12 protein-coding genes are annotated in these 12,747 nt (G+C 58.9%); 11 read left to right on the plus strand and 1 reads right to left on the minus strand.

Translation table 11 applies throughout. From position 1 onward, the window contains the following. The first annotated feature begins 8 nt into the window (after window positions 1–8). The 6 genes from AC6I8F_RS09635 (at window position 9) to AC6I8F_RS09660 (ending at window position 6,233) form a co-directional block, all read left to right on the plus strand. A complete protein-coding gene (locus tag AC6I8F_RS09635) occupies window positions 9–974 on the plus strand; it encodes a sugar-binding transcriptional regulator (protein ID WP_021506007.1) in 966 nt (321 codons plus the stop codon). A 156-nt stretch (window positions 975–1,130) separates the two neighbouring features. Next, window positions 1,131–2,234: an ABC transporter ATP-binding protein gene (locus AC6I8F_RS09640; protein WP_498027961.1), complete on the plus strand. Its 1,104-nt coding sequence runs from the start codon at window positions 1,131–1,133 to the stop codon at window positions 2,232–2,234. Between the two features lie 27 nt (window positions 2,235–2,261). Then, window positions 2,262–3,539: an ABC transporter substrate-binding protein gene (locus AC6I8F_RS09645; RefSeq protein WP_104092961.1), complete on the plus strand. Its 1,278-nt coding sequence runs from the start codon at window positions 2,262–2,264 to the stop codon at window positions 3,537–3,539. Window positions 3,540–3,549: 10 nt separating this feature from the next. Further along, window positions 3,550–4,461, plus strand: coding sequence for a carbohydrate ABC transporter permease (locus AC6I8F_RS09650; protein ID WP_498027962.1), 912 nt, complete (start codon window positions 3,550–3,552; stop codon window positions 4,459–4,461). After that, entirely contained in the window at window positions 4,458–5,276 is an 819-nt protein-coding gene (locus AC6I8F_RS09655; RefSeq protein ID WP_021506011.1) for a carbohydrate ABC transporter permease, read from the plus strand. The genes AC6I8F_RS09650 and AC6I8F_RS09655 overlap by 4 nt, the downstream gene beginning before the upstream one ends. A 12-nt stretch (window positions 5,277–5,288) precedes the next feature. Then, the gene (locus AC6I8F_RS09660) at window positions 5,289–6,233 is read left to right on the plus strand and encodes a metallophosphoesterase (protein ID WP_498027963.1); all 945 of its coding nucleotides are present in this window, start codon (window positions 5,289–5,291) and stop codon (window positions 6,231–6,233) included. Here AC6I8F_RS09660 and AC6I8F_RS09665 read toward each other — a convergent pair. Then, entirely contained in the window at window positions 6,217–6,849 is a 633-nt protein-coding gene (locus AC6I8F_RS09665; RefSeq protein WP_498028797.1) for an MmcQ/YjbR family DNA-binding protein, read from the minus strand. The genes AC6I8F_RS09660 and AC6I8F_RS09665 overlap by 17 nt on opposite strands. A 264-nt stretch (window positions 6,850–7,113) precedes the next feature. Between AC6I8F_RS09665 and rluF the strand changes: the two genes are divergently transcribed. From rluF to AC6I8F_RS09690, 5 genes are all read left to right on the plus strand, one after another. Further along, window positions 7,114–7,995, plus strand: coding sequence for a 23S rRNA pseudouridine(2604) synthase RluF (gene rluF / locus AC6I8F_RS09670; RefSeq protein ID WP_021506014.1), 882 nt, complete (start codon window positions 7,114–7,116; stop codon window positions 7,993–7,995). A 265-nt stretch (window positions 7,996–8,260) separates the two neighbouring features. After that, window positions 8,261–9,247, plus strand: a complete 987-nt coding sequence (locus tag AC6I8F_RS09675; RefSeq protein WP_498027964.1) for a sugar ABC transporter substrate-binding protein — start codon at window positions 8,261–8,263, stop codon at window positions 9,245–9,247. Beyond that, window positions 9,237–10,760 (plus strand): sugar ABC transporter ATP-binding protein, encoded by a 1,524-nt coding sequence (locus tag AC6I8F_RS09680; RefSeq protein ID WP_498027965.1) that lies wholly within the window; start codon window positions 9,237–9,239, stop codon window positions 10,758–10,760. Before AC6I8F_RS09675 ends, AC6I8F_RS09680 begins: the two co-directional genes overlap by 11 nt. Beyond that, window positions 10,757–11,770 carry an ABC transporter permease gene (locus tag AC6I8F_RS09685; protein WP_267410491.1) on the plus strand — a complete coding sequence of 338 codons (1,014 nt, stop codon included), beginning with the start codon at window positions 10,757–10,759 and terminating at the stop codon, window positions 11,768–11,770. Before AC6I8F_RS09680 ends, AC6I8F_RS09685 begins: the two co-directional genes overlap by 4 nt. 46 nt (window positions 11,771–11,816) lie before the next feature. Beyond that, window positions 11,817–12,737, plus strand: coding sequence for an ABC transporter permease (locus AC6I8F_RS09690; protein WP_052022779.1), 921 nt, complete (start codon window positions 11,817–11,819; stop codon window positions 12,735–12,737). Window positions 12,738–12,747: the final 10 nt, after the last annotated feature.

The raw sequence follows: 12,747 nt of genomic DNA on the forward strand, positions 1-12,747 counted from the left end.
GGTAACGGATGGAAAAAAACACGCTTTCTCAGGACTCCGAGCTGCTGACGGAAATTGCCGTCGCCTACTATCAGGACGAAATCACCCAGGAGGAGATTGCGCGTAAGTTTGGGATTTCCCGTATCAAGGTGGGGCGACTGCTGAAACGCGCGCGTGAAGAGGGCATCGTCGAGATCAATGTGCGCTACCATCCGGTGTTCAGTACGCGGCTGGAACAGCAGTTGCAGACGCGCTTTCCTCATCTGCAGCGCGCGCTGATTGCCCTCGATTCGCCAGACAGCGACGAGCAGCGGCGTCAGGTGGCGGCGCTGGTGTCGGCGCATCTCGCGCAGTCGCTGAAAGACAACGCCATTGTCGCCGTGGGCCAGGGGCGCAACGTGGCGGCCGTCGCCGATTATCCCGGTCAGGTGCCGACGCGCAACTGCCTGTTTATCAGCGGCATCGGCGGCACCCATCGTCCGGGGGATGCCATCAACGCGGACCACATCAGCCGCCGGCTGGCCAAAAAGTTTGGCGGCATCAGCGAAACCCTGTACGCCCCGGCTTACGTCGAAAACCGGGCGCTACGCGACGCCTTCATGCAAAACGGCACCATCAAAGAGACGCTCGACCGCGCGCGGAAAGCGGATGTGGCACTGGTGGGCATCGGCGACATGAACGAAAACAGCTATATGGTGAAGCTCGGCTGGTTCACACCACATGAGATCATTGATGCCAGCGTCAATCAGGGCGTGACCGGTGATGTGGCCGGCTATGATTTTTTTAATGCCCAGGGCCAGCACGTGGATACGGTGATGAACGACCGGGTAATTGGCCTGAGTATCGACGAGCTGCGTAAAATTCCCTGCGTGATTGCCATTGCCGCTGAAAACACCAAAGCCATGGCGATCCTCGGCGCACTGCGCACCGGCGCTATCGACATCATTGCCACCACGGCGCAGAACATCCGCACCATTCTGAGCATGTCGCAGTAACGCATAAACGCCTGCCCGGCGCGACCTGCGGGCGTGCCGGTTGAGGGTGATCCTGCGCCAGGTCGCTGTCCATCACCCAACCGTCACGTCAGCGCCATAAATCTTTCATCCGCCTCAGCTAGCTTACCGCCATTCTGATTTCAGGACTGCGGATGCATGAGCCATCTCTCGCTGCAACACATCACCAAAACCTGGGGCGATAAAATCGCGCTGCAGGATATCAGCTTCGACGTGGCGCAAGGCAGTTTCGTCGCACTGCTGGGGCCTTCAGGCTGCGGTAAATCGACGCTGTTGCGCACCCTCGCCGGGCTGGAAACGGCCGACAGCGGCCGCATTTATTTCAATCACACCGACGTCACGCCTCTGCCACCGGCGCAGCGCAAGCTGTCGATGGTGTTTCAGTCTTACGCACTGTTTCCTCACCTGAGCGTACGGGAGAATCTGCTGTTTGGCCTGAAGGCGCGCGGTGAAGATAAGCAACAGTTTGCCGCCCGGCTGGCGCAGGTCAGCGCACTGCTTGAACTGGAACCGCTGCTGGCGCGCCTGCCTTCACAGCTCTCCGGCGGGCAGCAGCAGCGCGTGGCGCTGGGCAGGGCGGTGATCGCCAACAATACGCTGTGCCTGATGGATGAGCCGTTATCCAACCTGGATGCCAAACTGCGTCAGAGCATGCGGCGCGAAATCCGCGTGCTGCAAAAGCAGCTCGGGCTGACCATGTTATACGTCACCCACGATCAGACCGAAGCGATGAGCATGGCCGATCACATCATTCTGCTCAACGATGGCCGCATTGAGCAGCACGGCACGCCAGACCAGCTCTACAACCAGCCGGCGAGCTGTTTTGCCGCGCAGTTTATTGGCGCACCGCCAATGAATATCCTGCCACTGCACAGCAAAGGCGCGCATCACTACCTCAGCCATCTCAGCACACCGCTGCTGAGCTATGCCGGCGAAACGGCGCTGAGTCTGGGCCTGCGCGCGGAGGATATCCAGCTGGTCGCCCCGCAGCAGGCCGCGCTGAGTGCGCGGGTAGTGAGCTACGAATACATGGGCGCGGATACGCTGCTGGTCTGTCGGTTGCCCGGCATCACGGAATCACTGACCGTCAAAGTGCCCGGCCTGCAGCGCTTCACGGATGACAGCCTGGTCGGTCTGCAGTGGTCCACCAGCCGGCAATACCTGTTTTCCACCACCAGCGGCCAGCGCTGTGTCGCTGCAGAACACCCGATGTTGCTCGCTGAGAAAAAATACGCTGTTTAACCGTTGTCGTTTATTCAAGGGAAAATCATGTCTGCGATCCGTTTCTCGCCTCTGGCTTGTGTCGTTATGCTGTGTGCCTCCGCGTCAGTGTTTGCTGCTGAGCCGGTGAAGTTACAGATGTACTATCCGATTGCGGTCGGCGGTAAAGTCAGCCACACCGTGGAAGCCCTGGTGGCGGATTTTGAAAAACAGCACCCTGAGATCAGCATTCAGCCGGTCTACACTGGCGATTACGCCACCACCGTGACCAAAGCGCTGACGGCGTTTCGCGGCGGTAACGCACCGCAACTGGCGGTGATGGGCGATATTGAAGCCTGGTCGCTGATGGATGCCGGTGCCATCGTCGCCGCCAGCGATTTAGCCACGGGTGAAGAGGGCAAACAGTGGATCGACAGCTTCTATCCGGCCTTTTTGCGTCGCATTGAGGGCAAAGTGTGGGGCGTGCCTTTTCAGCGCTCAACCGTGGTGATGTACTGGAACAAACAGGCCTTTGAGAAAGCCGGCCTCGATCCGAATACACCGCCCGCCACCTGGCAGCAGGTGGTGGCATTCAGCAAAAAACTGACGCTGAAACAGGCCAGCGGCGTCAGCCAGTGGGGCATTGAGATCCCTTCCACGCCGAATGGCTACTGGAATTTCCAGGGGCTGGCTGCCACCAATGGCGGACGGCTGGATAACGGCAAGGGCAACGCCGTGTATTTCAACACACCGGGCAACGTGGAAACCCTGCAGTGGCTGACCGACCTCGGCCAGAAAGAGGAAGTCTCGCCGAAGGGTGCGATTGCCTGGGGCACCACGCCGCAGGACTTTATCAGTGGTAAAACGGCCATGATGGTCACTACCACCGGTAACCTGACCAACGTGCACGATAACGCGACCTTCCCGTTTGGCGTCGCCATGCTGCCGGAGAAAACCCAGCGCGGCAGCCCGACCGGTGGCGGCAACCTGTACGTGTTCAAAAGCGCCTCACCGGCGCAGCAGCAGGCGGCGATGCGCTTCATCCGCTGGGTCACTGCACCGGAACAGGCCGCGCGCTGGAGTATCGCTACCGGCTATGTCGCCACCTCGCCGGCAGCGTGGGACACAGCGGCAATGAAAGCCTATGTGCAGCAGGTGCCTCAGGCACTGGTGGCGCGTGAGCAGCTAAAATATGCTCAGCCGGAGCTCTCGACCTACAACAGCGTGCAGATTCAGGACGCGCTCAATCACGCCATTGAAGCAGCGGTGACGCAGAGCAAAACCCCGGCCCAGGCACTGGCCGATGCGCAGAAACAGGCTGACCGCCTGCTGAAAAACTATCAGTGATGGCCGCGTGATGAGCTCATTCTCTGGCAGCGCCGCCACGCTGCGCCCGCGCGGGTGGTCACTGCAGCTCAGCGGCTATTTGCTGCTGCTGCCCGCGCTCAGCTTCCTGCTGCTGTTTACCCATTATCCGGCGCTGGCCACGCTGTGGCAGAGCCTGTTCAGCGCCGCGCGCGCTTCGCATCCGGCCCATTTTGTCGGGCTGGATAACTATCGCGCGCTGCTGGATGACGACATTTTTATGCAGTCGCTGTGGAATAACCTGCTGTATGCGCTGATCACCATTCCGCTGGCGGTGACGCTGGCGCTGCTGATGGCGCTGGCGGTCAATCGTCGGCTGCGCGGCAACGCACTGGTGCGTGCGGCCTTCTTCATTCCGTCGCTGCTGCCGATGATCGCCATCGCCAATCTGTGGCTGTTTTTCTATACGCCACAGCTTGGCATCCTGAATAGCCTGCTGGCATGGTTTTCGCTACCGGCGGTCAACTGGCTCGGCGAGCCGGATACCACGCTGTACTGCCTGATGGCGGTTTCGGTATGGCGCGAGGCGGGTTTTTTCATGATCTTTTACCTCGCCGCCCTGCAGCAGATCGATCCGCGTCTCAGCGAAGCCGCTGCGATTGAAGGCGCATCGCGCCGTTACTTTTTCCGCCGCGTGCAGTGGCCGCTACTGCTGCCTACCACGCTGTTTGTGCTGATCAACGCCTCGATGAACGCCTTCCGCATTGTCGATCAGGTGATTGCTATGACCAACGGCGGCCCGAACAACAGCAGTAGCCTGCTGCTGTTTTATATCTATCGTACCGCATTCAGTTTCTGGGACATGCCAGCCGCGTCGGCCATGACGGTGGTGCTGCTGGTGATCCTCGGAACGATCGCGTTGATCAAATTTCATCTGCTGGATAAGCGAGCCCACTATCAATGAAAGCTGCATCCTCTCCGGGCGGTTTTGCGCTCAACCTGCTGATTTGGCTGGCCGCGCTGCTGTGGAGCTTGCCGATGCTGGTGGCGCTGTGGATTGCCATTCATCCGGCCGCCGGCCAGGGGCACTTTTCGCTGCTGGCGCCGCTGACGCTGGAGAACTTCATCAATGCCTGGCACGCGGCACCGTTTGCCCGCTACTTCCTCAATACCACGCTGCTGGTGCTGATGATTGTGGTGGTCCAGCTGGTGCTGGCCACGCTGGCCGCTTATGCACTGGTGCGGTTCCGCCTGAAATTTTCCGGTTTCCTCTTCGCGCTGATTCTGCTGCAGCTGATGATTAGCCCGGATGTGCTGATTCTGAATAATTACCGCACCATCAGCGCGCTCGGGCTGCGCGATACCCTGACCGGCATTGCGCTGCCGTACTTTGCCTCGGCGTTCGCCATCTTTCTGCTGCGGCAGACATTCAAAAGCATTCCGCTGGTGCTGGAAGAGGCGGCAACCGTTGAGGGGGCCAGCCGGTTTTACATTCTGCGCCACATCTACATTCCGCTGGCAAAGCCAATCTATGTGGCGTTCGCGCTGGTCTCGATCAGCTTCCACTGGAACGATTTTCTCTGGCCGCTGGTGATCACCGACTCGGTTCAGGTGCGTCCGTTAACCGTCGGGCTGCAGCTGTTTTCTGCGCCGGAGCAGGGCGTGCAGTGGGCGCTGATTGGGGCGGCAACGCTGATGACCACCTTGCCGTTGCTGCTGCTGTTTTTGCTGTTCCAGCGGCAGTTTATTCAGTCATTCATGCGTGCCGGTATTCGCTAGGGAGAGCCACAGATGGGATATGCCCATGCACTAACCGCAGCGCAACGCCAGCGGCTGGGTGATGTCGCTGAGCTGTATCAGTTACCGGATTTACGCGCGGCACCGCTCGACGGCACGCTGCGCTTCGGGCTGCTGGCCGATCCGCAATATGCTGACGTTGAGGCGGATGTCCCGGCGAATCTCTACTATCGTCATGCGCTGCATAAGCTGCCGCAGGCGATAACCGCGCTCAATCAGCAGCCGCTGGATTTTGTCGTTACGCTCGGCGATCTGGTGGATCGCCAATGGGCCAGCTATGCCACGCTGCTGCCGCTTTACGATCGGCTACTCCATCCGCATGCCGTGGTGCTGGGGAATCACGACGCCCAGACCATCGCGCAGCACCTTGATGACGCGCTGCCGCTGCCAAAAAGTTACTATGCCTTTCAGCTGCCGGGCTGGCGCTTTATTGTCTACGACGGCAACGATATCAGCCTGTACTGCAATCAACACAACGGCGACGATCGCCAGCGCGCGGCCGCACTGCTGGCTGATTTACAGGCGCGCCAGCAACCGCAGGCGCAGCCGTGGAATGGCGCGGTCGGTGCGACGCAGCTGGCGTGGCTGGAAACGCAGCTTATCGAGGCCCGCGCCTGCGGCCAGCAGGTAGTGGTGTTCGGCCATTATCCGCTGGCACCGGGCTACAGCCACAGTCTGCTCAACGGTGCGCAGCTGGCAGAACTGTTCTGCCGCTATGGCGTGCGCGCCTGTTTTGCCGGCCACGATCATCGCGGCGGCTATCATCGCCGTGCGGATACCGTGTTTATAACCCTGCAGGGGATGCTGGATGGCCCGTCGCGCGTGCCCTTTGCGGTGGTGGAACTGACGTGCGAGACGTTGCGGCTGCGGGGATGGGGCGGCGAAATCAGCCGCGAAGAGGTATACGGTGCCGCGCCGATGGCTAGCCGGCCAGGTTAAAACTGTTGTCAATGCGCAACAAAATCTCGGCCGTCGGGACTGATCCATCCAGACACAGGGTGACCCAATGCTTTTTGTTCATATGGTAGCCCGGGAAATATACCTCGCCATCGACCAGCGAAGCGATCGTCTGCGGCGAGGCTTTAATATTGACGATTTCAATCAGGCTATCATCCGGTCGGCCCAGCTTGCTGCTGTGAATCATCAACAGCGCGCCGAACCACTTTTGATTATCTTTGCGGCGAAAGATGGCGTTTTCAGGAAAGCGCGGCCATAAGAATTCCAGCTCAGTCTGATACTGCTGTTTTAAGTGCTGAACGATCGCATCGGCCTGCGCTGTTTTGAAATGCTTCTGCGGGAAACAGTTTTCTGCGATATCCAGCAAGATAGCGTCATGTTCTTCACGAACCTGCCCCACAAAGGCACCGGTGGCAGAAGTAATACAATGAAGAATGTAATCTTCTCCTGTGACTTTATCGGTAATGGTGGCGGCAATGTCACCCTGAGTGGTGATGTTAACCTGCAGGGTGAACTGTTTATTCATCACATCACAGCGGTAGCCGTAATCCTGCCCGTCCTTGCGGAAACCGTAAGCCAGCAGCTTTTTCACATTCATTTCCCGGCTGACGAAAAGATGATTTACGTTGTACATTTTCATGCCTGGTTAACGGTGAGATGTTCACAATTCCCGGAGTTTACTCAGGGGCATGCGGGCTATTTTAACCGACAGGAGGGATTTTTATGTGCCATAAATCGCTATGACACCCGGCACCGCTTTTTCGCCATATCACACCGCAAAGAACAACCGCCACCGGACGCTTAACCCAGCCTTACGCAACGCGCGCACATGCTGTATAGTCCGTTTTTTTTCGGAGGAACCATGCTGCCCAACTCATCCACGCGCCTGAATAAATACATCAGCGAGAGCGGAATCTGCTCGCGCCGTGACGCCGATCGTTACATCGAACAAGGCAACGTTTTCATTAACGGCAAACGCGCCAGCGTCGGTGCGCAGGTGTTCGCCGGGGATGAGGTCAAAGTCAACGGGCGGCTGATTGAACCGCGCAACGAAGACGATCTGGTATTAATTGCCCTCAACAAGCCGGTGGGCATTGTCACCACCATGGAAGAGGGCGAGCGTGACAACATTGGTGACTTCGTCAACCACAGCAAGCGCGTGTTTCCGATTGGCCGGCTGGATAAAGACTCGCAGGGGCTGATTTTCCTCACCAATCACGGCGATCTGGTGAATAAAATCCTGCGCGCCGGTAACAATCACGAAAAGGAGTACGTGGTCACGGTGGATAAGCCGATCACCGACGAGTTTATTGCCGGTATGGCGGCGGGCGTACCGATGCTCGGCACAGTGACGAAAAAATGCAAAGTGAAGCGGGAGTCGACCTTTGTATTCCGTATTATCCTGGTGCAGGGACTGAACCGGCAGATTCGCCGCATGGCCAAACACTTTGGCTATGAAGTGACGAAGCTGGAGCGCACGCGGATCATGAACGTGAGCCTGAAAGGTATCCCGCTCGGTGAGTGGCGCGATCTGACGGACGATGAACTGATCGACCTGTTTAAGCTGATTGAGGATTCGTCGTCAGAAGATCAAAAAACGCAGCAGGCACAGGCGAAGAAAAAAGCGGCAACGCCCGCCGCGAAAAAACCGGCCGTCAGCGCACCGAAACAGAGTGACAAAGCGGGTCAGGGCGCGAACCGCAAGCGCTTTACCCAGCCGGGACGCAAGAAAAAAGGGCGTTAAAATCACACCCGCGGCGCCCGCGACCATCACGTATCTTTAGCGCCGCACGCCTTCATTCCAGCCACGTTTTTATTATTTATAACCGGGCGTCAGAATATCTGCGCCCGGTCATGCTTTTTCACGCAATCAATATGCAAATCCGCTGCATATCCAAAGGAGAAAATGGCATTAGGGATAAATAGTGACTGTGATAATTTTCAGCTATACGCCGGATAGCAGGCGTCACTCACCTTATTTAGCTGAACCTTTTCCAGGGATATAAACAATGCATAAACACCGCCTGGCCGGACTATTACTGGCCTCTGCATCGCTGCTCGCCGGCTTGTCGCTGCACGCTCGCGCCGCTGACGCATCCATTCCCTCACTGGCCGGTAAACGTATCGGTATTACCGTGGCCGGTACCGATCACTACTGGGATCTGAAAGCCTATCAGGGACAAATTGATGAAGTAAAGCGGCTGGGTGGCACGCCTATCGCCCTGGATGGCGGACGCAAAGAGTCACAGCAGATCGCGCAAATTCAAACGCTGATTGCACAAAAACCGGATGCCATTATTGAAACGCTGGGCACCGCCTCAGTGCTGGAACCCTGGCTGAAAAAAATTCGCGACGCCGGCATTCCCTTATTTACCGTGGATACCGCCAGCCCATCCAGTATTAACGTCACAACCTCCGATAACTTTTATATTGGCGAGCAGCTGGCATTAAAACTGGTCAATGATCTGCGCGGCGAAGGCAATATTCTGGTGTTTAATGGTTTTTATGGCGTGCCGGTGGTGGCGATGCGCTATGACCAGTTAAAAGCCGTGCTGAAATGGTATCCGAAAATTAAAATCATTCAGCCCGAACTGCGCGACGTCATTCCCAATACCGTGCAGGATGCCTATGCGCAGATTAGTCAGCTGCTTAACAAGTATCCGCAAGGGTCAGTACAGGCTATCTGGGCGGCATGGGACGTACCGCAGATTGGTGCCACTCAGGCGATTGATGCTGCCGGTCGCAGTGAAATCAAAACTTACGCCGTGGACGGCAGCCCGGACGTGGTCTCGCTGGTGAAAGATCCGAAATCCAGCGCGGCGGCGGTGGTGGCGCAGCAACCCTATCTGATCGGACAGACTGCGGTACAAAATGTGGCGAAATACCTTGCCGGCGATCGCTCACTTCCGCCTGCCACCTATGTTCCGGCCATTCTGGTCACCAAAGAGAATGCGGCGCAGGCGCAGCAAACGCTGGGCCAGAGCGATGGTAAATAAGACAGTGCGACTGCAACTGCGCCAGATCAGTAAAGCCTTTGACGGCATTCCCGCGCTGCAGGCGGTATCGCTTGATGTCCACGCCGGCGAAGTGCATGGGCTGATTGGGCATAACGGAGCCGGAAAATCGACGCTGATCAAAGTGCTGGGCGGCATCCACGCCGCCGATGAGGGCAGCGTGACGCTGGAAGGCCGGCTACTGGTGTTGACCAGTCCGGCTCAGGCACAACAGCAGGGCATCGCCATTGTTCATCAGGAGCGGCTATTGCCCGGCACGCTGACGGTGGCGGAAGCGCTGCTGCTCGGTAATGAGCCACGGATTGGCAGCACACCGTTTATCGATCGCCGGCGTATGCGGCAGCAGGCGCGGCAGCTACTGCAACAGCACTTCGATCTGCAGATCGATCCCGATGCGCTGATCGCCGGGTTAAGTGTGGCGGAACAGCAACTGGTGCAGATCTGTCGCGTATTACAGCGCGCGCCGCGCGTGGTGGTACTGGATGAACCGACCGCCGCGCTGGCGCGCCACGAGGTGCAGGCGCTGTTTCGCGTTATTGAACGTATGCGTCAGCAGGGGATCGCACTGATCTACGTTTCTCACTATCTCGATGAAATCCAGGCGCTGTGCCAGCGGGTTACGGTGCTGCGCGATGGTAAAGACGTCGCGCATTTTACCGGCGACGCCCTTTCTCCGCAGGCGCTGATTAATGCCATGATCGGTGAGACGCAGCAGGCGATTGCACCGCGCGGTCTGCCACCTGACGGCGAGCCGGTGCTGACCGTAGACGCCCTGAGCGCGCCGGGTCGCTTTCACAATGTTTGTTTCAGCGCACGACGTGGCGAGATCGTTGGCATTACCGGCCTGCTGGGCTCCGGAGGGAAGGCGTTAATCAGCGCACTGTTTGGTCTGGAACGTGGCGTGAGCGGGACGCTGCGCGTAGGTGAGACGCACGGCGTACCGGCTTCGCCACATGCCGCGGTGAAACGTGGCATCGCGCTGGTGCCGGAAGATCGCCGCGCCAACGGCATCGCGCTCGATGTGAGCCTGCGCGACAATATCACCCTGACGACCGTGCAGCGCCTGCTGCGCTGGGGCGGCGTCTCTGCAACCGCCGAGACCGTGCTGGTGGCGGACAACATCTGCCAGCTGGCGATCCGCACACCGGGCCAGCTGGCACCGCTGCGTCAGCTATCCGGCGGAAATCAGCAAAAAGCGGTGCTGGCGAAATGGCTCAACACCCACGCCACGCTCTATCTGCTGGATGAGCCCACGGTTGGCGTCGACATTGCCGCCAAGGCCGCCATTTATCAAACCTTGCAGCAGCTGGCGGCTGCCGGGGCGGTGATTATCCTTTTTTCCACCGATCTGCTGGAACTGCAAACGCTCGCCGACCGCATTATTGTGCTGGCGCGCGGCGAGCAGGTCGCCACGCTGTCCGCCCGGCACACCAGTCACCAGGAGATTCTGTCCCTGGCTTCCGGCACGGGCGCATTGACGGAGCAAATCCTATGAGTGAACTGAGCCAACCGGCGGTGGTGACGGCGGCAGGCAAACCGCAGGGGCAGCCGTGGCTGCAGCACGTCGCGCTGCTGATTATTGTACTGGTGCTGGCGGTATTTGCCTGGCTGTCGCCTATTTTCCTCAGCGTGATCAACCTTGGTAACGTATTGCAGCAAACGGCGGTGGTGGGAACGCTGGCGCTGGGTCTGACGCTGGTGCTAAGCGGTGGCGGTGTTCAGGGGATTAGCGGCGGCATTGATTTATCCATTGCCGCTAATATGGGGTTGTGTGCCGCGGTATTCGCGTCGCAGATCGCTGAGCAACACTCTGTCACTTATGCGCTGCTGCTCACACTGCTCACCGGCATCGCCGTGGGGATATTCAATGCCCTGGCGATTGTCTGGCTTGGTATTTTGCCCCTGCTGGCGACGCTGACCAGCATGAACATCGCCATGGGACTGGAGATGGTACTGAGCGGAAACGCGTCGATTTCAGCCAGCAGCGCGCTGCAAAACCTGCTGATAGCCAGCGGACCACTGGGCGTTTCCTGGCTCGGCTGGGGATTTCTGCTGCTGGCGTTGAGTGCACTCGCGCTCAGTCGTTTCACCGCGTTTGGCCTGCGCCTGCAGGCGGTGGGTAGCCATCCGCAGGCCGCCAACGCGGCGGGCATTAGCGTGGCGCGCTATCAAAGTCTGAGTTATGTGCTGTGCGGCTTCAGCGCTGCACTGGCAGCCATTGCCTCGGTGGCGCTGCTCAGCGGCAGTTCGCCGGGCGCTAACGACAATCTGCTGATGGTGATTGCCGCCGCGCTGCTCGGCGTGGTGTTTTCGCGTCGCCTGGTGCCGACCCTGGGCGGTGCACTGATCAGCGCGCTGTTTCTGAGTCTGATAGCCAACGGCTTTCAGTTGGTTAACGTCTCAAGTTACTGGATTAACGGCGTCGAGGGTGTGCTCATCCTGCTGGTTGTGGCGCTGACCGCGCTACTGCGGCGCCGTCAGGCGGGGAGGGCATCTCATGTCTGAACTGAGCCTGAGCGGTAAAAAAGTGCCGGGGCTGTTGCGCAGCCTGATGGTGCTGACCTTTGTTGCGCTGCTGCTGTTTTTCATCATCGCCGCGCCCGCGTTTGCCACTGTCGCCAACATTCGTAGCGTGCTGCTGAATAATGTCGCACCGCTGGCGATTGTGGCGCTGGCCATGACGCTGGTCACGCGTATCGGCGCGATCGATCTGTCCGTCGGTACGGCGATTGATGTCGCCTGCCTGGTGCTGGTGACGCTGGTACTGCATCAGGTCGCGCTGCCGCTGGCGCTGTTGGGTGCGCTGACGGCGGCACTGCTGGTAGGCGTGTTCAACGCTTTTCTGGTGACACAACTCGGCGTTGAGCCGTTTCTCGCCACGCTTGGCACGCTGTTTATTGGTCAGAGCGTACAGCAACTGTCGTCCAACGGTGGGCAGCCGGTCTATCTGCTAAGCCAGACGCTGCCGGCGGGTTTTACCGCTATTGGTCACGGCACGCTACTTGGCGTTCCACTGCCGCTCTGGCTGTTGCTGGGCGTGGTGCTGGTGCTGTATCAACTGTTGCACCGCAGCGCCAGCGGTCGCGCACTGCGCATGATGGGTGAACAGCTCAGCGTAGCGCATCATTCTGGCGTGGCGGTCAAACGTCTCACCGCGCTGGCATTCATATTCAGTGCACTGGTCGCCGGTATCGTCGGGTTAATTCTCGCCGCCAATGTCAAAGCCTGGGTACCGTTATCGGGCAATGCCTATCTGCTGAATGCCATCGGTGCCAGCTTTATTGGCGCGACCTTCGCGCCTTCGCGCCGCCCGAATGTGCCGGGTACGCTGCTGGGGGTCGTGCTGCTGAGTTTCATCGCCAACGGACTGTTGCTGGTCGGCTGGAACTTTTACTGGCAGCAGGTGGCAACCGGCGCACTGATCTTTGTGGTACTGGCCGTGGGTGCGCTGCGTGCGCGTCGCCCTGTCTGAGGAGGGTAAC

The organism is gamma proteobacterium symbiont of Axiagastus rosmarus (assembly GCF_059730925.1).

Coding starts and splice junctions, on each gene's coding strand:
- AC6I8F_RS09635 (WP_021506007.1), top strand. CDS start 9: ATGGAAAAAAACACGCTTTCTCAGGACTCCGAGCTGCTGACGGAAATT.
- AC6I8F_RS09645 (WP_104092961.1), top strand. CDS start 2,262: ATGTCTGCGATCCGTTTCTCGCCTCTGGCTTGTGTCGTTATGCTGTGT.
- AC6I8F_RS09690 (WP_052022779.1), top strand. CDS start 11,817: ATGGTGCTGACCTTTGTTGCGCTGCTGCTGTTTTTCATCATCGCCGCG.
- AC6I8F_RS09675 (WP_498027964.1), top strand. CDS start 8,261: ATGCATAAACACCGCCTGGCCGGACTATTACTGGCCTCTGCATCGCTG.
- AC6I8F_RS09660 (WP_498027963.1), top strand. CDS start 5,289: ATGGGATATGCCCATGCACTAACCGCAGCGCAACGCCAGCGGCTGGGT.
- AC6I8F_RS09640 (WP_498027961.1), top strand. CDS start 1,131: ATGAGCCATCTCTCGCTGCAACACATCACCAAAACCTGGGGCGATAAA.
- AC6I8F_RS09680 (WP_498027965.1), top strand. CDS start 9,237: ATGGTAAATAAGACAGTGCGACTGCAACTGCGCCAGATCAGTAAAGCC.
- AC6I8F_RS09655 (WP_021506011.1), top strand. CDS start 4,458: ATGAAAGCTGCATCCTCTCCGGGCGGTTTTGCGCTCAACCTGCTGATT.
- rluF (WP_021506014.1), top strand. CDS start 7,114: ATGCTGCCCAACTCATCCACGCGCCTGAATAAATACATCAGCGAGAGC.
- AC6I8F_RS09665 (WP_498028797.1), bottom strand. CDS start 6,849: ATGAATGTGAAAAAGCTGCTGGCTTACGGTTTCCGCAAGGACGGGCAG.
- AC6I8F_RS09650 (WP_498027962.1), top strand. CDS start 3,550: ATGAGCTCATTCTCTGGCAGCGCCGCCACGCTGCGCCCGCGCGGGTGG.
- AC6I8F_RS09685 (WP_267410491.1), top strand. CDS start 10,757: ATGAGTGAACTGAGCCAACCGGCGGTGGTGACGGCGGCAGGCAAACCG.